Annotated in this window: 16 protein-coding genes and 1 tRNA gene; 12 read left to right on the forward strand and 5 right to left on the reverse strand. The window is 44.9% G+C overall.

The features are described 5' to 3' along the window. Positions 1–31 precede the first annotated feature (31 nt). The 4 genes from QUB52_RS01975 to QUB52_RS01990 all read left to right on the forward strand — a co-directional run bounded on the left by QUB52_RS01975 (position 32) and on the right by QUB52_RS01990 (position 5,333). The gene (locus QUB52_RS01975) at positions 32–715 is read left to right on the forward strand and encodes a response regulator transcription factor (RefSeq protein ID WP_332972262.1); all 684 of its coding nucleotides are present in this window, start codon (positions 32–34) and stop codon (positions 713–715) included. Beyond that, positions 712–2,280 (forward strand): ATP-binding protein, encoded by a 1,569-nt coding sequence (locus QUB52_RS01980; RefSeq protein ID WP_332972263.1) that lies wholly within the window; start codon positions 712–714, stop codon positions 2,278–2,280. The genes QUB52_RS01975 and QUB52_RS01980 overlap by 4 nt, the downstream gene beginning before the upstream one ends. Positions 2,281–2,500: 220 nt before the next feature. Then, complete coding sequence (locus QUB52_RS01985; RefSeq protein ID WP_332972264.1) at positions 2,501–5,191, forward strand: protein kinase domain-containing protein; 2,691 nt, start codon at positions 2,501–2,503, stop codon at positions 5,189–5,191. A gap of 13 nt (positions 5,192–5,204) precedes the next feature. Then, positions 5,205–5,333, forward strand: coding sequence for a hypothetical protein (locus tag QUB52_RS01990; RefSeq protein ID WP_332976098.1), 129 nt, complete (start codon positions 5,205–5,207; stop codon positions 5,331–5,333). Positions 5,334–5,421: 88 nt separating this feature from the next. Here the strand turns inward: QUB52_RS01990 and QUB52_RS01995 are convergent, their stop codons facing one another. From QUB52_RS01995 to QUB52_RS02005, 3 genes are all read right to left on the reverse strand, one after another. Continuing rightward, positions 5,422–6,630 (reverse strand): glutathione S-transferase family protein, encoded by a 1,209-nt coding sequence (locus tag QUB52_RS01995; RefSeq protein WP_332969248.1) that lies wholly within the window; start codon positions 6,628–6,630, stop codon positions 5,422–5,424. 293 nt (positions 6,631–6,923) lie between these two features. Next, on the reverse strand, positions 6,924–7,805 hold the full coding sequence (locus QUB52_RS02000; protein ID WP_442923157.1) for a tetratricopeptide repeat protein: 882 nt from the start codon (positions 7,803–7,805) through the stop codon (positions 6,924–6,926). A 211-nt stretch (positions 7,806–8,016) separates the two neighbouring features. Further along, positions 8,017–11,229, reverse strand: a complete 3,213-nt coding sequence (locus tag QUB52_RS02005) for an ATP-binding response regulator (RefSeq protein ID WP_332972267.1) — start codon at positions 11,227–11,229, stop codon at positions 8,017–8,019. A 393-nt stretch (positions 11,230–11,622) separates the two neighbouring features. Between QUB52_RS02005 and QUB52_RS02010 the strand changes: the two genes are divergently transcribed. The 3 genes from QUB52_RS02010 (at position 11,623) to kaiC (ending at position 14,928) form a co-directional block, all read left to right on the forward strand. Continuing rightward, positions 11,623–12,570 (forward strand): circadian clock protein KaiA, encoded by a 948-nt coding sequence (locus QUB52_RS02010; RefSeq protein ID WP_265233655.1) that lies wholly within the window; start codon positions 11,623–11,625, stop codon positions 12,568–12,570. 336 nt (positions 12,571–12,906) lie between these two features. Beyond that, entirely contained in the window at positions 12,907–13,221 is a 315-nt protein-coding gene (gene kaiB, locus QUB52_RS02015; protein ID WP_265233654.1) for a circadian clock protein KaiB, read from the forward strand. A 144-nt stretch (positions 13,222–13,365) separates the two neighbouring features. Then, positions 13,366–14,928 (forward strand): circadian clock protein KaiC, encoded by a 1,563-nt coding sequence (kaiC, locus tag QUB52_RS02020; protein ID WP_332969244.1) that lies wholly within the window; start codon positions 13,366–13,368, stop codon positions 14,926–14,928. Between the two features lie 134 nt (positions 14,929–15,062). Here the strand turns inward: kaiC and QUB52_RS02025 are convergent. Beyond that, positions 15,063–15,135, reverse strand: a tRNA-Arg gene (locus QUB52_RS02025). A 372-nt stretch (positions 15,136–15,507) separates the two neighbouring features. Here QUB52_RS02025 and QUB52_RS02030 point away from each other — a divergent pair. The 5 genes from QUB52_RS02030 to QUB52_RS02050 all read left to right on the forward strand — a co-directional run bounded on the left by QUB52_RS02030 (position 15,508) and on the right by QUB52_RS02050 (position 23,056). Next, complete coding sequence (locus tag QUB52_RS02030; RefSeq protein WP_265233652.1) at positions 15,508–18,375, forward strand: ATP-binding protein; 2,868 nt, start codon at positions 15,508–15,510, stop codon at positions 18,373–18,375. Continuing rightward, positions 18,368–19,804: a hybrid sensor histidine kinase/response regulator gene (locus QUB52_RS02035; protein WP_265233651.1), complete on the forward strand. Its 1,437-nt coding sequence runs from the start codon at positions 18,368–18,370 to the stop codon at positions 19,802–19,804. Before QUB52_RS02030 ends, QUB52_RS02035 begins: the two co-directional genes overlap by 8 nt. Positions 19,805–19,932: 128 nt before the next feature. After that, positions 19,933–20,328: a response regulator gene (locus QUB52_RS02040; protein WP_265233650.1), complete on the forward strand. Its 396-nt coding sequence runs from the start codon at positions 19,933–19,935 to the stop codon at positions 20,326–20,328. Then, entirely contained in the window at positions 20,325–22,934 is a 2,610-nt protein-coding gene (locus tag QUB52_RS02045) for a PAS domain S-box protein (RefSeq protein WP_265233649.1), read from the forward strand. Before QUB52_RS02040 ends, QUB52_RS02045 begins: the two co-directional genes overlap by 4 nt. Next, a complete protein-coding gene (locus QUB52_RS02050; protein ID WP_332969237.1) occupies positions 22,901–23,056 on the forward strand; it encodes a hypothetical protein in 156 nt (51 codons plus the stop codon). The genes QUB52_RS02045 and QUB52_RS02050 overlap by 34 nt, the downstream gene beginning before the upstream one ends. 52 nt (positions 23,057–23,108) lie before the next feature. Here the strand turns inward: QUB52_RS02050 and QUB52_RS02055 are convergent, their stop codons facing one another. Next, positions 23,109–24,197 carry a hybrid sensor histidine kinase/response regulator gene (locus QUB52_RS02055; protein WP_332972268.1) on the reverse strand — a complete coding sequence of 363 codons (1,089 nt, stop codon included), beginning with the start codon at positions 24,195–24,197 and terminating at the stop codon, positions 23,109–23,111. Positions 24,198–24,304: the final 107 nt, after the last annotated feature.

The raw sequence follows: 24,304 nt of genomic DNA on the forward strand, positions 1-24,304 counted from the left end.
CACTGTATAATCACAACGCATCGGTGAATTTATGAATATTCTCTACGTTGAAGATGAAGAAAAAATCGCTAATTTTGTTTGTATCGGCTTGAAAGAACAAGGCTTTGTGGTGGATTATTGCGATAACGGCAACGACGGCTATGAGCGGGCGATGGATAATCAATATGATGCGATCGTACTTGATATTGTTTTGCCGGGAAAAGACGGATTATCTATCCTCAAACTTCTGCGAAAAGCGGGGCGCAATGTACCTGTGATTTTATTGACGGCTCGCAATGAATTAGACGATCGCATTGAAGGCTTACATCTCGGTGCTGATGACTATTTAGCTAAACCATTTTTTGTAGAGGAGTTAGTTGCTCGCATTCATGCTGTAGTGCGACGTGCTTCCGGCGATGGGCAAAATATTCTGAGTGTTGGCCCGGTTAAGCTCGATCGCATTCTCCGAGAAGTTACCTGCGATCGACATAAAGTCGAACTGACAACCCGCGAGTTTAATCTGTTGGAATATCTAATGCGATCGCCCGGTAGGGTGCTCACCCGCACTCAAATCCTCGAACATATCTGGGGCTATGATTTTAATCCGAATACGAATGTAGTAGATGTCTGTATTCAACGCATTCGCAAGAAAATTGAACCGATTGGTGGTGTGGGATGGGTTGAGAGTGTGCGCGGCGTTGGCTATCGGTTTCGCAAACCAGATTCAACATCATGAAACTACAATCTTTTCGCTTTCGGATTACTCTATTCTGTGCTGTTCTGGGAAGTGTTGCTCTGATTGGCTTTAGTATTGTTTCGTGGTGGTTGATTTACGAGGCTAAGGTCAAACGTCTTGATGCTGAAATCAAAAATCAGTTAATCCAAGCTACCCGCCCGCAATCGACTCAATGGGATAATTATGCTGCTTCTTTGCCATTAGTTTTGGGGATGAATGGGAAAGCAAATGTGGCTTTGTTGGTGAATGATCGAGATGGTAATTTACTCTACAAATCGACCCAATGGCAAGATGAAATTGATGCCAATTCACTATGGCGAGCGCTACCCCAACCGCCTCCCGATCCTGTGAGAATGCCTTTTGAGTTAGAACCTCCCCCTCCACCGAATTTACTAGATCCACCACCACGCGATCGACCAGAATCATTTCCACCGAGAGAAAGAAGACCCCCACGCGATCGACCAGAATCATTTCCACCGAGAGAAAGAAGACCCCCACGCGATCGACCCCCTGAATTCGATCGGCCTGATTTTCCTCGAGTTTTTCAGACTCAACTAGCAACAATGCGTACTAACAGGAAGATTTGGCGCGTCGGCGCGGTTCATTCTCCTCAGACTCAAATAGCAATCGCCGTTAGTTTAAAAGGAATCGCTCTAGAAATGGCATCGATTTCTAATGTCTTTCTCATATCAATTCCCATAGTGCTTTTACTCGTAGCCGGTGGAGCATGGGTGATATCGCGGAGTATTCTGTATCCAATTGGGCGACTTACTACAGCAATTCGTAATGTCACTGTACAGGGGCTAGACGATCGCGTGCCCCTTGGTTCAACAGATATAGAGTTTATTGAATTAATTTTTGTGTTCAATAAAATGTTAGAACGTCTGGAGCGAAGTTTTAAACAAGCTTCTCGTTTTAGTGGAGATGCGGCTCACGAATTAAAGACTCCGCTGGCAATTTTGCAAGGACAATTAGAACTGGCTTTGCATCAAGTAGAATCTGGTTCCCAGGTGCAGCAAACCCTGAGTAATTTATTGGATGAAGTGCGCCGATTGAGTGAAATTACCCGCAAACTTCTTTTACTTTCTCTAGCCGATGCCGGACGTATGGGTTTACATTTGGTTGAGGTGAATTTGTCGGCTTTGCTATCGGAAATTGCTGAAGATATGGAACTGCTAGCACCACATTTAGATGTGGAAATGGAAATTGCTCCCAAGTTATTGATACAGGGCGATCGCGATTTGCTGGTGCAGGTTTTGCAAAATCTAGTTGGGAATGCGATTAAATATAATTTACCCAAGGGTTGGCTCCGATTACAAGCCGAGTGTCAGGAAAAAACAGTAATTGTGAAAATTGTCAATAGTTCTCAAGATATTTCTTTTGGCGAGCGCGATCGCATTTTTGAGCGTTTCCATCGCGGCGACTCCACTCAGATCCAAAAAATAGAAGGATCGGGATTGGGATTAAGCCTAGCAAGGGAAATTGCACGGGCCCACGGCGGCGATATTCAACTAGAAGCTGCCATACTTGGTCAAACAGGGTTTATACTGAGCTTACCTCTGTGAGTTATTAACAAAACTTGAAAATTTTTAAGTCCCAACAAAGCTTAAACTTGCGATTTGGGCCAGTTGACTTGCACGCTTTAACAAATCTCAAGAGAGAATGAACTATAAACAAGATTGAAAAAGTCGCTTTCCCATCAGGAAATTATCTGCGTTGCATCTGCGTTGCTCTGCGCTTTTCCACAAGTTTATTGATTTTATTTTATAAACAAATCTTTTAGATATGGACAACTTGAGCATCGATACTAAAACCCGCGCCGTCAAGCTGGGTTCAGAGTGCATAGACTTAAACAAAGAAGAATATATCGTGCTGCTGCTGTTGAGCAAACACTACGGCAAATATGTCGAACCGGCAGCTATTTTTAATGTGCTGTATAAACGTCCCCCAACAGGTGACGAAGAGCAAATAATAGTCGATCGCATTTGTGAACTCAGGAGAAAGTTAAAAGACAACGGCGATACATCGACACTAATTCATACTGAACCAAATGGGAGCGGCAAATATGGAATTTTAGCAGTAGAAAGCCCGGTGCAAATCAACGGCGAGATTTTGCAGCCCCCGGAACCAAACCCAGAATTTGAGACACTTTTAAACAATCGCTACCGGGTAATTGATAAGCTGGGAGAAGGAGGTTTTGGGTTAACATTGTTGGCCGAAGACACGCAAATGCCTTCGCACCGATGTTGCGTGATTAAGCAGCTTAAACCCCAGATTGATAATCCTGACATTGACCAAAGCGTTCGAGAGCGTTTTTCTCAAGAGGCTGCTGTTTTGGAAAAGTTGGGTGAAGGACATTCTCAAATTCCCAAACTTTACGGTCACTTTGAGGAAAACGGTTTATTTTTCTTAGCCCTAGAATGGATAGACGGGGAAACGCTCAACAACCGAGTAAAAGTTACTGGTAAAATGAGCGAGGAACAAGTCAAGGAAATTCTCACAAGTCTGCTGGCTGTTTTGGATTACATACATGGAAAACAGATTATTCACCGAGATGTGAAACCGCAAAATATTCTTTTACGCAATTCTGATAATCGACCTGTGCTGATAGATTTTGGCGTAGTTAAGGAAACAATTAATCAATCGGTAACAACTGGGAAAAATGATGTAACTATCTCCATTGGAACGCCGCAATTTATGTCTCCGGAACAAGCCGCAGGCAGGCCAGAATATTCTAGCGATTTGTACAGTTTGGGATTGACTGCAATTTATTTGCTGACTGGAAAGTGGCCGCAGGATTTAGAAGTTGACCCCCAAACTAGGGAGATGCTGTGGCAGAATCACGCATCAAAGGTGAATATGAGATTTGCGGCGGTTCTGGATAAGGCGATTAGGTTTCACCCGCGAACTCGGTTCGCTACTGCTCAGCAAATGTTAGCTGCTTTGGATGAGCCGACAGCGGCTACTTTGGCGAGCAGTCACCAGCAGGCTAATTATCAAAAATATAGCAAAAAAAGCTGGATTTTTGATATACTTTTGATAGTTTTAATTGCTTTAGGCGGAGGTGTTTTTGTCTTCAAAAATGAGTTAACAAGTATCCTCAAAGATGCTGTATATTTGGCTCATAGCAGACTGAATCCTAGCGTTCCTCAAGTGCCTAATTTGCCGGTAGTTGCATCGAAAAATGCCCAGACTTCCTCGCCTGTAGATGTCAGCAGTTACATCAGTGCGGGCGATCGCATTTTGTTCGCTAGCACCAATACTCCTGACAAGCTAGCAGCAGTTCGCGCGATCGCCACCAAAGACTTCAAAACGGCGGTAAACAAGCTAGAAGCGGCTTTAAAAGTCGATCGCACTGACCCGGAAACTTTGATTTATCTCAATAACGCTCGACTCGGCACTGCGGAAGCTCTGAAAATTGCCGCAGTAGTTCCGATTAGCGACAATCTCAGCGCGGCGGCGGAAATCTTGCGTGGGATAGCTCAAGCTCAAGACGAAGCAATTAAGGCGGGAGTGCCTTTAAAGGTGGTAATTGCTGATGATGGTAACGATCAAAATCGGGCGCAAGCTATTGCGAACAGTCTGATTGCAGATAGCAGTATTTTAGCGGTTGTCGGTCACGGAACCAGCAAAACCTCGATCGCAGTTGCTCCAATTTACAGTCAAAATCAAATGGTGGTGATCGCACCTACGAGCACGAGCATTGAATTAGCAACGGTTCCGAAGCGTCCTGACGGCGTGAACTATTTCTTTCGGACGATTCCCAGCGACCAATTTACAGGTACGGCTTTAGCTCGCTATATGTTAAATAATATGAAAAAAAGCACGGCTGCGGTTTTTTACAATTCCAAAAGTTCTTATAGCAAGTCGTTACAAACAGCTTTTTCTACTACTTTGATTTTGGAAGGCGGTCAAGTTGTTAAGGAAGTAGATTTGTCCGAGCCAAATTCTACGGCGCATCTGGATGGGATGGCAGCAGATGTGTTAGTATTGCTGCCAGATTCAGATACTGTAAATTCTGCTCTAAAAATTGCTCGAAATAATCAAAAAGGTTTGCCAATTATTGGCGGCGATGCTCTCTACAATACGGATTTATTGAAACAAGGTGGAGCAGCTTTGAACGGGGCGATAATTTCTGTCCCTTGGCATTTTGCTGATAGTAAAAGTCAAAATTTTGTAGAATTAGCTAGAGATTTGTGGGGAATTGATGTTAACTGGCGGACGGCGATGAGTTACGATGCGGTGCAGGTGTTGCGGATGGGAAGGTCGATCGGGAAAATTGCTCCTTCTAGCGGTCAAGCAGGGCGGGTGATGTTGGCTAAAACCTTGGCTGGTGCGGATTTTAAGGTTAGCGGCGCGACTGGGGACATTAGATTTTTGTCGAGTGGCGATCGTAACAGCAATGTAGTTCTTTTGCAAATTTTACCCGATACTCAATCCGGTGCAGGTTACGATTTTGCGCCAGTCGGTCGATGATATTGCCCAAGCTATGATTAAGTTGATTTTTGAGTCGGATTATCGATCGCAATTACCGCAGCTCAAAGTACCGACACCGATTCTCCAGGCGAAGCATCACCAAGGCGTACCTGTGGAAGCCCGTCCCGAATATGCAATTTAAATGCTCAACAGCTTACTGTGGTAAGGACGGAACATTTAAAGGTCAGTCGCTGCATTAAGAATCCTCATACCTCGATAGTTGGGGAGTGTCAAACAAAGTTAGCCGGATCTTGATCCCGCCGGTGCTTCACGGGAATAGGTTCGCCTTGGCCGTCACCCACGATGGCCGCAGTTTCCTCTAAGCTTTCCCTCAGCCGCTTGGCCGCGTAAATTGACATATCTCTGGGTACATTTACCCGATCGCGCAAATACCGCAAAGCCGTATCAGAACCAGCCGGCGGCGTACAAACTTCGCTAGTCATCATCAAAGTTAAAGCACAACGCAGCGCTTCGTCGAACAAATTGTCGTCAGCAGGGTTGACTCGAATGATGTTTTGGCGATGCTTGATGACGCGGTGGAGTGCTTCAGCGCGGGAAGTTTCCGGTTCTGGATACATCACATCTGGTAGTCCGGCCCAAGGGCCATTATCCACGCGGGCTTTGTTGAGTAGCATCTGGGGTTCGCCGTTTTCCCAGCAGCCGCCCATCTGAGGCGGTAAATCATGGACGTGGGTGTGGAAGTCGCTCTGAGTGCCGCGATAGGTGGGGCGACTTTCCATCGCTGCAAACCAGTCAGCAAATCGCGGGTTTTCTTCCCGCAGGGAGTATCCTTTGTAGTAGTAAAGACTGGCATTCATCCGTTCGACGTAGGGCGTAAAAATTACATCGACTGTGCCAAATTCATCCAGGAAATAAGGGCCGGGCGTGCGCGAGAGTGCTGCTTCCACTTGGGCGACAACGCTGGTAAATTGGTTGCGGTTGCGCTGGTCTGCTCCGCCTGAACTGACGCGGCACAGCCAAGTGCACCAAGCACTAAACAGCATTCGCTCTAGCTGTCGCAGGGGAAGGACTTGGGGGTTTTCCATGCCCAAACCCAAGGGACCGAAGGCTTGTTCTAGGGCGATTAGGATATCATCGCTTTCGGTAATAATGTGGCCGTCTAGCTCGATCGCGGGTAACATTCCCGATCGCACTTTGCGCTTGTACCAGTTCTCTTTTTCCCCATAGCAGAACATGGTAACTTTGTCAATGCGATAGGGGATTTGTTTTTCTTCCAACCACAGCCAGATTTTTTGGCAATAGGGACACCAGGCATGATTGTCGCGGTACAGTGTGACTCTCACGTCGGATTCGGGCTGTCCGAAGAGGCGCAAGCGGGCTTGAGAGTTCGTTGGCCCGTTGACGGTATCTACTTGAAAGTCTGTGAGTGTTTCTAGTTCTGTCCAGCTTAGGGGGGCGATCGTGGCGGTGGATGTCATAGGTGATACTATTTTAGATTTTAGATTTTAGATTTTAGATTTTAGATTGGGGATTAACTGGTTTAACTGGTTCCAAGGCTCTGCCTTGGAATCCATATCAGCGAGGCTCTGCCTCGGCTGGAAAAAAGGAGGCAGAGCAGACCGATCTGCGTTACCAAGCACAGCCTAGTAACGAGTAGAAATATTGGTGCGATATTCGGAAGTGTGTGATTGATGCTGTTGAAACATATTACATCTTGCTCAGCTAAAAAATGCTCTGAGGACTTCAGTCCTCACGACGAACCTAACTAGAATTAGGGCGATGTATCGGGCAATGGTGGGGCGTCTTGAATTGCAGTAAGTGCTGCTTTAATTTGGGGAGTGGCCAGGAAGCTTTGGGTGGCTGCGATTAGGCGATCGCCCCAGAGGTTTTCTTTGAGAAAAGTTACTGTGGTATAGCGTCTGTCCAATTTCAGGGCGGCCTCTCCCAGGGCTAAACCTTTTTCTTTGTCGCCTTTGGTGTAGAGTGCTACTGCTAGAGCTAGCATTGGTTCTGCTGCTTTGTCGTCGATCGCGATCGCTTCTTGCCAGCGACGAATGGCGCCATCGACATCTCCCATTTCGTATTTGACTAATCCGATATTGTTGATAGCGGGCCAGAGTTTTTTTTCTAAAGCAAAGGCTTTTTCATATTGGGCGATCGCCTGATCGAACCGCTTCAGCTTGTAAAAAGCATTGCCCAAATCAAATAATGCGCCCGGAGTCTCTGGCTTTATTTTCAACCCTGCTTGCAAATATTCGGCTGCTTTCTCATAATTTGCTTGCCGAAAGTAAGCTTCTCCCAAGACAAATTTAATTGAGGCATTTTCTGGCGCCAGAGATTGAGCTTGCCCCAAAGCTTCAATGCCTTTGTCAAACTGCTCGATTTGAAGGTACAAGCTGCCTAACAAAGTCCAAGTTTGAGCATTCTTGGGGGCTAACTGCGTCGCAAGTTCGGCACTGGGGACGGCGAGTTGGTACTGCTGGAGTCTGGCTAGCTGGACGGCTCGTTCTGCAAGGCTCAAGGCTGTCTGTTCGAGCCCGGCCGAGTCGATTTGCAGGGTGTAAGGCAGAAGTGCCTGTGCCACAACAGGCTTGGGCATTGTCCACAAACCGAGTGCGAACACCAGAGATATTAAAGGAATGCGATTAGGCACTGTACAGCCCCAGAAAAAAGTATAATGGTTTCTCGATCGCCTATAATAACTCATTTTTTTGATTTTTGATATTGCTTCTTGACTCGCAACGCTTCCTACTTTTGATTTTAATAGTCCCAAAATTCTGTTGCACACTCAAGAATAATAGTTTTGATTCACTACTTTTTAGCGGACTAAAGTCTTCACTACGAACCGGATAAATTCTTCTATTTTAGGAACTTGAGTGAGTTAATAAAGTCTGTTGAATTTTGTCCAACAATTGTGCTGCTGACAAGGAAGAAGGTAAAATTTTGGCAGATACTTCTTGCAACAAAAAGTCGATCGCCTCAGATTCCAAATTTACAGTAGACCGATCGTCCCAGACTAAAATTGGCAGTTTTACTGCCATTTGCCGCAGGTTCGATAGCGCCTGCAACATAGCGGGGGATTCTGAGGGGGCGTCTCGCAAGCACAGCAACACTAAGTCAACGCTTTGATATTGCAACTGCTGCAAAACTTCTGTCCAGCAGGGAGCGATCGCCCCTCGAAATCCTGCGGTTTGGATGTACTGAATCAAAGCTTGAAAGTTGGGAGTAGAAAACTTGGAATGGGGTATGGGAATCTCGGCTTTTGTCGATCGATCGCCATTTTCCAATTCGGCCGTCGGGTTCCCCCCAGCCACGCGGTGCAAGTCCGGTAAAGTCGAAATGTCAGCAAATAAAATGCTGGGCTTCCAACTCATGCCCGCAGCTACTTGAATCACTTGCCACAACGCAGAAGCTACCAACCCCGTGCCATCGGGACTACTGGCTGCCAAACAGGGAAATACCGACAATCCTTTGACTTGATTTGCCAGTTGCGTAGTTGCGGGGTCTAAAGTCACCAAGGGGAGAGAACCCAAAGTTCGAGACCGACTTAACTGTTCGATAAAAGCTAAGGGGTTTTGCAGTTGACTTGTACTGTCCAAGACGATCGCATCAGGCCGCCAAATTCGCGCTACGAGTTCTGCTTGGCCGAGGTCGTCTGCTTCCAAAACGCGGCAGTAAGTGGGGTTTAGCAGTAAAGCAGAACCTTGAGAGGAACTGTTTTGCGGGCTGATCCACAACACAGTTAAAGAACTCCTCACCTTCTGGGTACTGGCATCGGGGTGGCCGATCGAGTCTAGTAAGCGCCGCAAAGCGAATTCTTCCACTGGCAAGCTCAAAAAGCCTTCGGCGCGGTTAACAGAAGCCCGTTCTTTTTCCCCTCTGGTGGCTGTGACGATCGCCGGAATCGATCGGGTATCTGGATCGCTCTTGAGCAGCGTCAGCACGTCCCAGCCGGACAGCAGCGGCAGCAACGGGTTGAGAAAAATCGCTTCGGGACTGAACCTGCGCGCTTTTTCCAGCGCTTCGGTGCCGGAACGGGCGACTATTACTTGGTAGCCCAAACCGGAGAGGACGTTGGTTAAATCTTCGATATATTTGGGAACTGCTTCGACTATTAATACTAAACGAGAGCGAGAATTGGCGATCGGAGTTTGATATTTTGGTTGTAAAAATTCTCCCTCGGTGGCTGTACCTGCTGGGGATTCTTCCCCGCTATTTCCCGGAGGATTTGGCGGCAGCAACAAGGTAAATTCAGAGCCTTGGTTTTCTGAGGAAATAAACGAAACGTCTCCGCCGTGGAGACGGGCGAGCCGTTGAGTCAGTACCAATCCCAGTCCGGTTCCTTGAAAGCGCCTGGTAAGCGGGCTTTCAAGTTGTTGGAATTTCTGAAAGATCAGGTGTTGTTTGTCGGCAGGAATGCCGATGCCTGTGTCCCAAACGGTGAATGCGAGCCAGCCTTCCCAAACATTTACTTTTAATCCGATTTTGCCACCAGCTTCGGTGAATTTTAGGGCGTTGGCAAGCAGATTGACGAGCATTTGCCGCAGTCGCAGTTCGTCGGCAATCAAATAGTTCAGTCCGGGTTCTATTTCGAGTGTAAATTCGATTTCTGTGCAGGGTTCTTCGGAAGCTGCGCCGTCGGTTTTGCTCGGCTGGGGAGTGGATTTTTCTTCTTGTTGCAGTTGTTTTGCTTGTTCAAAGGCTCTTTTGCAGGTGGCTGCTATTTCGACAGGTTCGAGAATTAGTTCTAGCTGCCCGGTTTCCATTCGGGTCAAATCTAAAATGTCGTTAACTATTGTCATCAAATGCCGCCCGCTTTTATGGATTAGTTTGGCGTAGCGTGTTTGGCGATCGTTTAGTTCTCCGATCAATTTATCTTTGAGTAGGCTTGACAAACCGAGAACGGCGGTGAGCGGGGTTTTGAGTTCGTGGCTGATGCAGGATAAAAATTCGTCTTTGAGTCGGTTGAGGTGGATTAAATCTGCGTTTTTGGCGGCTAGTTCTTTGGCAACTAACTGTTCTTCGGTGACATCTTGTCCCATGACTAAAATTAGGTTGTCCGACAGCGGTTGCTTGACAAATTGCCAGATCCGTTCTTGACCTTTTTGTACAGGACAATCACAAATATATGTGTCTGGTTTGCCGGCGGTGGGGCACCAAGCTGGAGCGGTTAACGTTGATGGGCAGGCGGCGGCGTACAGGGGTAGCGAGCAACTGGTGGCGGCTGTTGAATCACGCGCGGCGAAGCTATCCCGCAGTCCATCGCCCGATCGACCTACTCCTACTAAGCTCTTGCACTCTTGGGCGATCGCTTCTACCTGGGCGCTCGTGTATTCGGTTGTTAAATGGCTTGGTTTGTGGGGCGAGTGTTTGCCCAAATTTGCTGCTGGTTCTGGAACTGGTTCTGGGCCTGCTCCCAGCAAAATCCGCCACGCTGCGTTTTGACTGACTATCTGTCCGGTGGGGGTTTGCAATCTCAGGGGTAGGGGCAGTTTTTCGAGCAGTTGGACTAGGGAGTTGAGGTTTTCCGAGGGTTTCAATCCTGCTTCTAGAAAGCGCACTTGAGCACGGGCGGTGGCGATGGCTGCGGAAACGGGTATTAATTCGATTTCTTTGACTGCTGTTGGCTGCGCTGTCAGGCTGCTGTTTGCGGCGAATTGCAGCAGGCTTAGGCTGTCTAACAGTCCTAAAAATTGACCGCTGGCATCTGTCAAGCCGATCGGGATTTTCGAGAAACCGCCGACGGTTTGGCTACTTGCTGGGGTGTTAAGTTCCTCTGTTTGCAGGTACTGCCAGAATTCACTGATGCTCAGAGTGGCAGATACTATTCTGATCGGCTCGATCGCGATCAAGCTTTCTGACAAAGGTTGCTCCCAGTCGTTTGTGCGATCGAGTCCATCAGCCCAAAGGCTGTGCAGGTAAACTAATCCTAGCGGCTGTAGCTGTTCGTTGACTACTGCGACTCGATCGCAATTGCCCTCGCTGAAAATTGACCGCAGCGATCCTAGTGCCGCCGTGAGTCGGCACAGTGGCACTGGCTCGATAAAGTTCTTGAGGCTGGGACTGATGGTTGGCATAACAAACCTGAGAGTCTACTATCAATAGCAGTAATATTTTTGATACCCAATGTAGCTGCCGATTTTTGTATCTTATTTGTTTTATACCAGTTCGCTATCTCGCACGGGATCGGCACTTAAGCCTGCGAATTCTATGCCTGCAACTGATTTGAGGCGACTATCACTTATTTTAAGCCTTAAGCTTAATTGCAGAAATCAGGCTGAGGGATCATTGAGGCACGGAGAGATTAAACTTTGATGATCCCTCCGATCAAAGGTTGCTACCAATTTTGCTGTTAAGATTGGTTAAATCAATGTTGCAATAATTGTTAAAATATTAAGTGTTTTGTAAAGGAGATATCAACTCTGAGCGATCCAGCACTTTCAGCAAATGCCGGTGTTTCACCTACAGCTTTGCTTCCCCAACTGTCGATCGGTATTTTTGTCCATTCTGAGAAAATCGCAGGCTGTGCGATCGAGCTTTTGACGCGCGAACGTTATACTTTAACGCACATTAAATCGCCGGTGGAGTTTTTGGGATTCCTGAAGCACAATTACCATGTCGATTGTTTGGTTGTTGAGGTAGATGGAGATCTGCGCGAGTTCCTGAGCAAGCTGCAAGCACGATCGCTCTTTTTGCCTGCTGTGATTTTTTCGCCCCACCCCGGGGAAGATGGAAGGCTAGAAGCACCACCTTCGGATGGTTTTGAGGCCGCAGCCAGTAGATCCCAGAAGAGTCAAGACGAAAGTTGTGCTTTTTTTTATCACCCGGCTGAGGTGCAACTGGCGATCGATCGATCGACTGAAATAGCTGCAAGTATCGATCGGGCGATCGCCCAATTTCTCAAACTTTCAACTCCGGTTCCTGTCAATGACCAATCCGCAAGCATCGATGCCACGGCCCAATTGACTGCTCAAAGTTTGCTCAGCCGACAGCAGCGGCGGCTTGCGGAAAAATTACGGGAGCGATTAGGATACTTAGGCGTGTATTATAAAAGAAATTCCCAGGTTTTTTTGCGAAATCTGTCTGGGCCAGAAAAGCAAAAGTTTTTGGAGCAACTCAAATCAATTTATCGCGAAATCGTTTTGAATTATTTTTCTGAAGATACTGCGGTCAACAATCAAATCGATGAATTTGTGAATTTAGCTTTTTTTGCTGACGTTCCCGTGACTCAAGTTGTAGAAATTCACATGGGATTGATGGACGAATTTGCTAAACAGCTAAAATTAGAAGGGCGCAGCGAGGAAATATTGCTGGATTACCGATTGACTCTCATTGACGCGATCGCTCACCTGTGCGAGATGTATAGGCGATCCATTCCGAAAGAGCCATCTCAAGTTCAGTTGAAAGTTGAAAGTTGAAAGTTGAAAGTTGACAGCTTGCTCGAAGAGCGCAGTCGAAGGGATGAGGGCGACCTCTACCTGGAAGTCCCAGGATTGGAGTAATGAATAGTCTGATTTTAATTTCTCCCTACAATGGTTCCGGCTTTAAACCAATTCTTTCTGGAAGAAGGAAGAAGGAAGAAGGAAGAAGGAAGAAGGAAGAAGGAAGAATTTAACAAATAAGAAAGGAGAAGAGAGCCGGCAGCGCGATCGTGATGCTGAAATTATTATAAAATAACAAAGAACAGCGGATTTAAGACAAATAACAACTACAACTAATATCTGACAACTAATACTCAACATTATAAAAAGTTCATGAGTCCTCTGAAGAAAACCTACATTCTCAAGCTGTACGTTGCCGGGAATACTCCCAACTCAGTACGAGCTTTGAAAACCCTAAAAGACATCCTAGAACAAGAATTTCAAGGAGTCTACGCGCTGAAAGTCATCGACGTTCTCAAAAATCCTCAGCTAGCAGAAGAGGACAAAATTTTGGCAACCCCGACTCTAGCGAAAATCCTGCCACCGCCGGTGCGAAAAATTATTGGCGATTTGTCCGATCGCGAGAAAGTTCTGATAGGATTAGATTTGCTCTATGAAGAACTCCGCGAAGAAGACCTGAATTCATAAGACAATCAGGTGACAGTCATTAGTCCGCAGTCCGCAGTCATTAGTTATCGAGCAACAGCCCAAACTAAAAATTGAGTACAAAGACTCATGAGCTGCGGTTAATGAGTAACAACGAAATAATACTGAAAATTGACAAAAATCGAAATGAATGAAATTAGTCAAACACTGCAACCAGAAGGATTTGTAACGGCAGGAGTTGAAAAAATTCGCACGATGATTGAGGGTTTCGATGACATCAGTCACGGCGGAATGCCCATTGGCAGAACCACTCTAGTCAGCGGCACATCAGGAACGGGAAAAACTTTATTTGCCGTACAATTCATCTATAACGGAATCACCCATTTTGACGAACCTGGAGTGCTCGTAACTTTTGAAGAATCTCCCACAGATATTATTAAAAATGCTTGCAGTTTCGGTTGGGATTTGGCACGGTTAATAGACGAAGGTAAGCTATTTATTTTGGACGCTTCACCCGATCCCGAAGGTCAAGATATCGTCGGAAATTTTGATTTATCTGCCTTAATCGAGCGAATTCAGTACGCCATTCGCAAGTACAAAGCCAAGCGCGTTTCTATAGATTCAGTGACAGCCGTATTTCAGCAGTACGAAGCTGCCTCTGTAGTGCGCCGAGAAATTTTTCGCTTAGTGGCGCGCCTCAAACAAGTAGGCGCAACTACAGTTATGACTACCGAAAGGGTGGAAGAATACGGCCCGGTGGCGCGGTTTGGAGTGGAAGAATTTGTATCGGATAATGTGGTAATTGTTCGCAACGTATTGGAAGGAGAACGCCGCCGCCGCACCATCGAAATTTTGAAGTTGCGCGGTACAACTCACATGAAAGGCGAATATCCTTTTACTATGACTAATGACGGTATTAATATTTTTCCACTGGGGGCGATGCGATTAACTCAAAAGTCTTCTAACGTGCGGGTTTCTTCCGGCGATAAAATTCTCGACGAGATGTGCGGCGGCGGGTTTTTTAAAGACTCGATTATTTTGGCTACGGGTGCGACGGGAACCGGCAAAACGCTGTTGGTAAGTAAGTTTTTGCAGAATGCTTGTATGAACGGAAATCGGGCGCTGCTGTTTGCCTATGAAGAGTCGCGAGCTCAGTTGTTCCGCAATGCTTATTCTTGGGGCATTGATTTTGAGGAAATGGAACAAAAAGGACTGCTGAAACTGCTATGCACTTACCCAGAATCTGCGGGTTTGGAAGACCATTTGCAGATGATTAAATCAGAAATTGCTGAATTCAAACCTTCTCGAATTGCCATAGACTCACTTTCGGCTTTAGCTAGAGGTGTCAGCAATAATGCTTTCCGGCAATTTGTGATTGGGGTGACTGGTTTTGCAAAGCAGGAAGAAATTACTGGCTTTTTCACGAATACCAGCGACCAGTTTATGGGTTCTAATTCGATTACGGACTCCCATATTTCTACGATTACTGACACGATTATCATGTTGCAGTATGTAGAAATTCGCGGGGAAATGTCGCGGGCACTTAATGTGTTTAAGATGCGCGGTTCGTGGCACGACAAAGGGATTCGGGAATACACAATTACTGAAAATGGCCCGCAAATTAAAGATTCGTTCCGCGGTTACGAACGGATTATCAGCGGTTCTCCGACTCGGATTACGGTTAATGAGAAGAGTGAGTTATCGCGGATTCTTCAGGGTGTACAAGGTCAAAACGATGACGATATTTAATAGTGAACAGTATGCTTGTAGGTGGCGCGGCGCGCACCGCTGTGGTGTGAGTTCGCCCAAACAGCCATCACTTCTTAACCATTGGTCATAAAAAAAGATCGATCGTTCGCGATCGATCTTTTTATTCACTTAAATGAGCACGGAGGGACTCGAACCCCCGACCCTCAGGACCGGAACCTGATGCTCTATCCACTGAGCTACGTGCCCTCGACTTTTGCGAGTATAGTCCGACTATAACACGTCTTGCGGAAAATGGCTAGTGGATCGAGCAAATTCGATCGCCTGTCTCCAAACCACTGGGCTGATGGGGTGCAAATCGCGCTTCCAGCCTGCATCAGGCAGTTCTCACAGCCACAGACGGTCAATTTTACGTAAATTTTCCAAATAATACGACAATGGGTAAAATAATAGACTTTAACATAGCAAAATTAGGCTCACAGTCGATCGGCGTTAAGCATCTACAGTCGCTAAGTTGACCCGCATCAATGCCCTCTAGCTAGCCGGCTATAAATGCTGCTGCTGTTAAGACAAGCTCTGCAAAGACGGCTTTAAACTAAGTTCACTAAACCTGTAAATCTTATGGTCTCTAAAATTTTAGATAAATTACCGCTGCGAACAGTTCTCATAGTTCCATTTGTACTGCAAATCGTGGGAGCAGTGGGACTGGTAGGATATTTGTCTTTTAGAAACGGACAAAAAGCAGTTAATAACCTTGCCAGTCAGTTAATGAGCGAAGTAAGTTTGCGTGTCGAGCAAAACCTGCAACTTTACCTGAACACTCCCCATCAAATCAATCAAAGCAAGCTCGATACTGTCAAACTGGGCTTGTTAAAAATGGAAAATTTATCAGATTGGGAGAAATATCTTTGGCGACAAGTACAATTATATCCTTATATAAATTTTACGGCTGTTGGCAACAAGAAAGGAGATTATAGATCAGGAGAACAACTGTCTAACGGTTCCCGAACCATGAATGTGATAGAGAAATCTACCGGATTCAATTTTTATTCTTACCATACGAACGAGCGAGGCGATCGCACTACCGTAGCAACAGTTGTCAAGGCTGTTGACAATCGGCAACATCCTTCCTACAAAGCTGCCGTAAAAGCAGGCAAACCCACTTGGAGTTCGGCTTATGTTTCCTTCCTAGAACCGACATTAATTATCAGCGCTATCCAACCTGTATACAGCGACAAAAATCAGCTAGAAGGAGTATTAATTGCTGCCTTACGTCTCGACTATATTGGAAGATTTCTCAACAGTCTCAAAGTTGGCAAATCCGGTCAAACATTTATTATCGATCGCCAAGGCACTTTATTAGCAACTTCCACCCCCGAAAAACCGTTTCGCACTCGTGGCAATGAAAAACAATTATTTAAAGTCGAAGAAAGCAGCAACCCTTTTACTCAAGCAACAGGTAAATACTTGACTGCACATTTTAGGGAATTCAACAAACTTGAAAAAGCGGAGTTATTAAACTTTGAAATAGATGGCAAACGACAATTTTTAAAAGTCCTGCCGTTCCAAGATGGCAAAGGTTTAGACTGGCTAATTGTAGTAGTTGTTCCCGAAGCAGATTTTACCCAAGAAATCGATGGCAATACCCGCACGACGATTTGGCTGTGTTTCGCAGCTTTAGTAGTAGCTGTCTCTATTGGCATTCAAACTTCTCGCTGGGTAACAAATCCTATTTTGCGCTTAAATACAGCAGCAAAAAATATCGCTAAAGGTGAATGGGACACCACAGTAGAAAGTCAACGCTCCGACGAATTGGGGGAATTAGCCAAGTCATTTAACAGCATGGCTCAACAACTGCAACAATCTTTTGAAACTTTAGAACAGCGAGTGCGAGAGCGGACTGCCGAATTGGCTGTAGCTAAGGACAAAGCCGAAGTAGCAAATCAAGCTAAAAGTACGTTTCTAGCCAATATGAGTCACGAATTGCGATCGCCCCTGAATGCAATTCTCGGCTTTTCCCAACTGATGACTCGCAGCCAAACTCTATCCCCAGAACATCAAGAAAATATTAGCATAATTAACAGCAGCGGAGAACACCTGCTCACCCTGATTAATAACGTGCTCGATTTATCTAAAATTGAATCGGGGCGTACCACTCTCAATCCCAAAAAAATCGACCTCTATCGCCTGCTCAATGACTTAGACGATATGTTTCAACTTAAGGCAGATGACAAGCACTTGCAGTTAGTTTTTGACCACAGTCCAGACGTGCCACAATACATAGAAACTGACGAGTTGAAGTTACGACAAATATTGATTAATCTCCTCAATAATGCTCTTAAATTTACAAAAAATGGCGGTGTCATTGTCAGAGTCAGCAAGCAGTTAGACGGTCTAATTCAGCAAGAAGAATCAGCAAAAAAAAATACATCAAAAGACTATAAAAATACAGAAAAAATAGCAATTAATGGTGTTAAAACATCCCATTTAAGTCATTCAGAAAATGCGAGTTATGCAGCCCACAATGACCATTCAGCTTCTGCCTATTCCTTCTTCCTCCATTTTGAAGTCGAAGATACTGGGCCTGGTATTTCTGCCAATGAATTAGACAATCTTTTTGAAGCTTTCGTGCAAACCCAGACAGGCAAAGATTCGCAAGAAGGTACAGGTTTGGGATTGCCAATTAGCCGCAAGTTTGTGGAATTAATGGGGGGCGAAGTGAGCGTCAGTTCTGCTGTCGGTAAGGGGACTAATTTTAAATTTGACATTCAAGTTGTTGCAGTCGATGTGGCTGATATTGAAGTCCCAAAACTGATTCGCAATGTGATTGGCTTAGAACCAAATCAACACCCCTATCGAATTTTGATAGTAGACGATAAACCGCTCAACCGCCAACTGTTAATAAAACTTCTCAATCCTCTGGGCTTTGAACTGAAAGAAGCTACTAACGGTCAAGAAGCTATTGACATTTGGGACAGTTGGGCACCGCATTTAATTTGGATGGACATGAGAATGCCCGTGATGGACGGCTACGAAGCAACAAAACACATTAAAGGCACGATTAAAGGTCAAGCTACCGCGATTATTGCGCTGACTGCGAGCGTTTTGGAGGAAGAAAGAGCAGTTATTTTGTCGGCTGGTTGCGATGCTTTTATGCGGAAACCTTTCCGGGAAGCGGATATTTTCGATGCTATGCACAAACATATCGGAGTGCGCTATATTTATGAAGATCCGGGTCAAGCTAACTTATCGGTAATCAAAGAGCGCGATCGCGAAATGACTGCGACTGACTTCGTGAAATTGCCTGAGTCGCTGCTAGGGGAGTTAAAGCTGGCAATCCTAAATGCAGATATGGATTTGATTGAAAGTGCGATCGACCAAATTAGATTAAAGGATACAGTAACGGCTGCTGCGATCGCCAATTGTATAGAAAATTTCGAGTACGACAAAGTTTTAAAGTTAATCTCTCAAGCAACATCACATGAATAACGACATTCCTAGCACAGATCGCGGTAATATTTTAGTAGTTGACGACACCCCAGCTAATTTGCGACTGCTAGCCGGAATTTTGAATGGCAAGGGCTACAAAGTCCGCCCCGTACCTAGCGGCGAGTTAGCGCTTTCGGCAGCAAAAGGTATGCCGCCCGATTTAATTTTGCTGGATATTATGATGCCCGAAATGAATGGGTATGAAGTTTGCGAAAAAATCAAAGCTGATGAACGCACTCGCGACATTCCGGTGATTTTTATTAGCGCGATAAATGACGTACTAGATAAAGTCAAAGCCTTTGCTGTCGGCGGAGTAGATTATATTACCAAACCCTTTCAGGTGGAAGAGGTTCTAGTGAGGGTAGAAACGCATTTAGCCATGTGCCAATTGCAAAAAAAACTTAGACATAAAAACGATGAACTGACAGTCACTTTAGAGCAATTGCAAGCAACTCAGGAGCAATTAGTTCAATCAGAAAAAATGGCTGCATTAGGGCAACTGATTGCAGGCATTGCTCACGAAATCAATACGCCACTGGGGGCGATTCGATCGTCTATTGGCAATATTACCAGCTTTTTGGATAACAATATCGAAAGTTTGCCAGTTTTTTTTAAAGAATTGTCAGCCGAACGCCAGAAGGATTTCTTGAGTTTAATGTACAGTTCCCGCCAACAAAATCACTCTTTATCTACGCGAGAAAAACGGGAATTTAAAAGAGGCGTGAAGCAGGAACTAGATTCGGCAGGGATTGATAATGCTGACAGCCTTGCTAGCATTTTAGTAAATATCGGATTGCAGGGAAACCTGCAAGAATTTTTGCCGTTGCTCAAAGACCCTGATAGCGAAAATATTATCAAAACCGCCTACGATTTTGCTAGCATTCAGAGAAGTGCCCGAACCATCGCTACCGCTACAGAACGCGCTGCAAAAGTCGTCTTTGCCCTGAAGAGTTATGCGCGTTACGATGTAAATGGCGAAAAAATAGAGGTGAATATTACTGAGGGAATTGAAACTGTATTAACTCTTTATCAGAACCAGCTAAAGCAGGGTGTGGAAATCGTCAGAAACTATCAAGATCCATTGCCTGCGGTACTGTGTTATCCCGACGAACTCAATCAAGTTTGGACAAATTTAATTCATAATGCCTTACAAGCGATGGACAATCAAGGAACTTTAACAATTGACGCCTTTCAGCAAGATACCAACGTTGTTGTAAAAATTACCGACACCGGAAATGGAATTTCACCGGAGATTTTGCCGAAAATTTTTGAACCATTTTTTACTACGAAACCAGCGGGAGAAGGCAGCGGATTAGGATTGGATATTGTCAAAAAAATAATTGGAAAACATCAGGGTAAAATTGATGTGGAGTCGGTGCTCGGTAATACTGCATTTACAGTGTCTTTGCCGATGAATTTAATTGAGTAGGTAAAGCGTCCCATACTTCAGTCTGGGGCTAAAAAATTGCAATCTACCTACGCAGAATGTAGAATTTGGAAAACGGTGTGCTTACCCATCGGGGTTCACCCTGCCAGACTAAAGGAGGAAAACTAGCGATGTCTAAACCAGCAATTTTGTGTGTTGATGATGAAGTAGCGGTGTTGGAAAGTCTGGAAATTGAACTGCAACAGGCATTTAACGGTAAATATCTTTGCGAATTTGCTGAAAGTGCTGCCGAAGCACTGGAGATTATTCAAGAGCTATGTGAAGATGAGATTAACATTCTAGTAATTGTCTCTGATTGGTTGATGCCCGGAATGAAAGGAGATGAGTTGCTGATTAAAATTCATCAAAAATATCCGCAAATTGTGACAGTGATGCTGACGGGCCAAGCAGATAAGGAAGCAATCGAACGCACAAAAGCTCACGCAAATCTTCATGCTTTTATACAAAAACCCTGGCAAAATCAAGAATTAATTGAAGCGATTAAGTCTGGTCTAGCAAAGTTATGAAAAAACCAGTTATTATTTGTGTCGATGATGAGCAGACTATACTCGATAGTCTGGAAATAGACCTGCTAAAAGCCTTTGAAGATAAATATTTAATTGAAACTGCCCAAAGCGGCGAAGAAGCTTTGGAGTTGCTGTCTGAACTTTTAGCAGAACAGTATGAAGTTCCTTTGGTTATTTCCGATCATATCATGCCGAATATGAAAGGAGACGAGCTATTGAGGAGCGTTCATGCTATCTCGCCGAACACTCTCAAGATTATGCTGACAGGGCAGGCTGATTTGGAGGCGGTAGCTAATGCTATAAACTATGCTAAATTGTACCGATATATACCTAAACCTTGGCAATCTGATGACTTAAAATTAACTGTTACTGAGGCAATATATAAATATTTTCAAGATAAACAATTAGCTGAAAAACAAGTAGAACTTCAGGAGATGAATCAGGAGTTGGCAAAATTAAGCCGCAAGCAGGCGATGCTGATTGCTAAACTCCACGAGAACGAAAGTCGGTTGACGCAATATCTGGAAGCTATGCCATTGGGTGTGTGCGTGCTGGATGCGAATGGTCAATCTTTTTACGCAAATCAGAAGGCGCGGGAGATATTTGGTAAAGGCACTGTGCCACATATTAATTCGGAGCAGAAAGCAGCAATTTATCAATTTTATAAAGCCGGAACTAATCAGAGATGTCCTGTGGAAGAGTTGCCAATTATGCAGGCGCTCCGGGGCGAAACAGTGCGGACTGAGGGTGTAGAAATTCGGACTGGGAATAAGGTTATTCCGGTGGAGAGTTGGGCGACTCCTATTTATGATTCTATCGGCGATATTTGCTACGGGATTATTGCTTTTACTGATATTACGGAACGCAAGCAAGCTGAAACCGCGCTGGTGCAAGCTGAAGAGAAGTATCGCCAGATATTTGAAAATGCTCTTGAAGGTATTTTTCAGACTGCACCTGATGGAAAGTTGCTCAGCGCTAATCCTGCTCTGGCTCAAATTTACGGCTATGATTCCCATGAAGAATTGATCGCAAGTGTTAATGATATTCAGCGGCAATTGTACGTGCAACCGCACCGCCGTCAAGAGTTTTTTGCGCTGATGGAACAGTACGGTACTGTGTCTGAGTTTGAGTCGGAAGTTTACCGCCGAGATGGTAGTATTATCTGGATTTCTGAGGACGCGCGCACTGTTTTTGATGCTAGTGGTGAACTGCTTTACTATCAGGGTTTTGCTGAGGATATTACTTTGCGAAGACTGGTTGATGTGGAACGGCTGAGGTTTACGAATGATTTGGAAAAAGCTTTGGTAGCTGAAGAAAAGTTAAATGAAGCGCTGTTAGAAAGCGAAAGTCGGCTGACTCAATTGCTGGAAGCTGTGCCTGTGGGTATATTTGTGGTAGATGGTATGGGGAAGCCTTGCTACATGAATTCTTGGGCTGAGAAAATACTTGGCAAAGGCTTAGTTTCTGATGTTAATTCTACCAATTTGCCGGAAGTTTATCAAACTTACTACGCCGGAAGTAATGAGCTTTATCCGGGCGAAATGCAACCGATTAGGCGGGCGCTGCGGGGAGAAGTGGTACACGCTGATGATGCAGAAATTCACCGCCCGGAGAGGATTGTGCCGATCGAGGTTTGGGCGACTCCAATTTACGATGAACGGAAAAATATAGTTTATGCGATCGCAGCTTTTCAAGATATCACAGAGCGTCAAGAGGTAGAAACCGAGCGCCGCCAATTCACAGACGAGTTGGAAAAAGCTTTAGCAGCGGAAGAAAAATTAACAGATGCTTACGGGCGGTTTGTACCGCACCAATTTCTCCACTTTCTGGGATATGAAAGTATTCTGGATGTAAAACTAGGCGATCAGGTACAGAAAGAAATGTCGGTGCTGTTTTCAGATATTCGCGATTTTACGGCTCTTTCTGAACTGATGAATCCCGAAGAAAATTTTCAATTTATTAATGCTTATTTGTCGCGGATGGAACCCGCAATTACTGAAAATTTTGGGTTTATTGATAAATACATCGGCGATGCAATTATGGCGCTGTTTAATGGCAGTGCGGATGATGCTGTGAAAGCTGGAATTGCGATGCTAGAACAGCTTAATGATTATAATAGTAGTCGCAGTCAGCCCGATCGCCCACCGCTGCAAATTGGCATTGGGATCAATACAGGTTCTTTGATGTTAGGCACGGTTGGCGGCCAAAATCGGATGGATAGCACGGTAATTAGCGATGCGGTAAATTTAGCCTCCCGCGTGGAAAATTTGACAAAAGAGTATGGAGTTTCGATGTTAATTACTCATAATACTTTTATACAGTTGACCGATGTTTATGATTTTAGATTGATCGATCGCGTTACAGTGAAAGGCAAATCGCGCATGGTCACAATTTATGAAGTATTTGCAGCAGATCCGCCGGAGTTGCGACAGAAAAAGTTAGAGACAAAGACAATCTTTGAGCAAGGTTTGGTCTTCTACAATAGTGACAGGTTTGTCGAAGCTACAAGATTGTTTTCGGCGTGCCTGCAAGTCAATCCTAGGGATAAGGTAGCTCAAATTTATATGCAGCGATGTGTGAAACGGGCGATCGCTCCGGCACAATGAAGGAAGAAGGAAGAAGGAAGAAGGAAGAAGGAAGAAGGAAGAAGGAAGAAGGAAGAAGGAAGAAGGAAGAAGAAGGCTTTAGTTATCGTCGCGAGAGAAGGAAGAAGCAATCGATCGCATAGGGAAAGTGCAATGCCAGAAAGTCCTAAACATCGGGCGCAGTTGCTATATTGTTTAGACAGGCAGGGAAACGCAAACTATTGTTTCTTGCTGCGGCAAACTTTCTATTTTAAATTTTCCTCCGTGCAATTCTGTTAGGCGTTGAACGATGGCTAAGCCCAATCCCAAACCTGCTTGTTGGTAAAGTTTGCGATCGAACTGCCTGTAAGCTTGTAGCTGTGCAATCTGATCGGCAGTCATCCCACGGCCTTGGTCTTTGACAGATAAAATAAAAGTCTGATTCTCTACAAAAGTGCTTAAAAAGACTGGCGTTCCTTCTAAAGAGAATTTGAAGGCATTGTCCAACAGTTCCTCAACAATTTTTGTGAGTCTGATAGAATCAATGGCAACGGACGAATCCTGCAAATTTAATTGTAAATCGTCTGTTCTATTCACCAGTTTTGCTTGCTGCCGCGCTTTTTGACTCAGCAAAGATTTTACGCAGCTAAATTCGCTGTTGCGCATCTCAAGAAGCAGTTCGGGATTTGTGGCTGCCATCTCCAGTTCTGCATATAGCAAAAAGTTCTGAATCAGCCGATATAAGCGATGACCTGAAGTATTAATTTGACCGATCATTTCTAAGATGTCTGATTCCTCGAAAACCTGATATTCTGACATAATTAGCTCGGAAAAACCCAGAATGGCATTCAAAGGAGTCCGCAATTCGTGGGGGAGCGACATACTAATATTGGTGCGCAATTCGTCTAGGGTTTTTTGAGACTGTCTGCTAATTGTTTTGTGTTTCTCAAGTCGAATAGCAATTGCTTTTAGCAGTTCTTGCGGCGTACAGGGCTTAGTGATATAGTCGTCTGCGCCCAGTTCCATGCCCGTGCGAATGTCACTTTTATCGACTTTGGCTGTGAGAAAAATAAACGGAATTGTGGCAGTTAGTGGTTCGGATCGCAAAGCTTCGAGGACGCCGTGACCGTCAATTTCCGGCATCATCATGTCGCACAAAATTAAATCCGGGATTTGTGCGATCGCCAATTTGATGCCAATTTTACCATTGGTCGCTCCAATTCCTTGAAAATTCTCGGCTTCCAGCAACTCTAAAATATTTTCTCTAATTGATTCTTCGTCTTCAATTACCAAAATTTTAACCACGGTGATTGCTCCTTTTAGTTAGTAGTTTTTTGAAAAAATTTGCGTTTATACACTTGATAAACTTGTTTTTTTATGCACTTAAATTAGCGTTAAACTGCGGATATTTA

The organism is Microcoleus sp. A6-C6 (genome assembly GCF_036705955.1).
In the GTDB taxonomy this organism is placed as follows: domain Bacteria; phylum Cyanobacteriota; class Cyanobacteriia; order Cyanobacteriales; family Microcoleaceae; genus Microcoleus.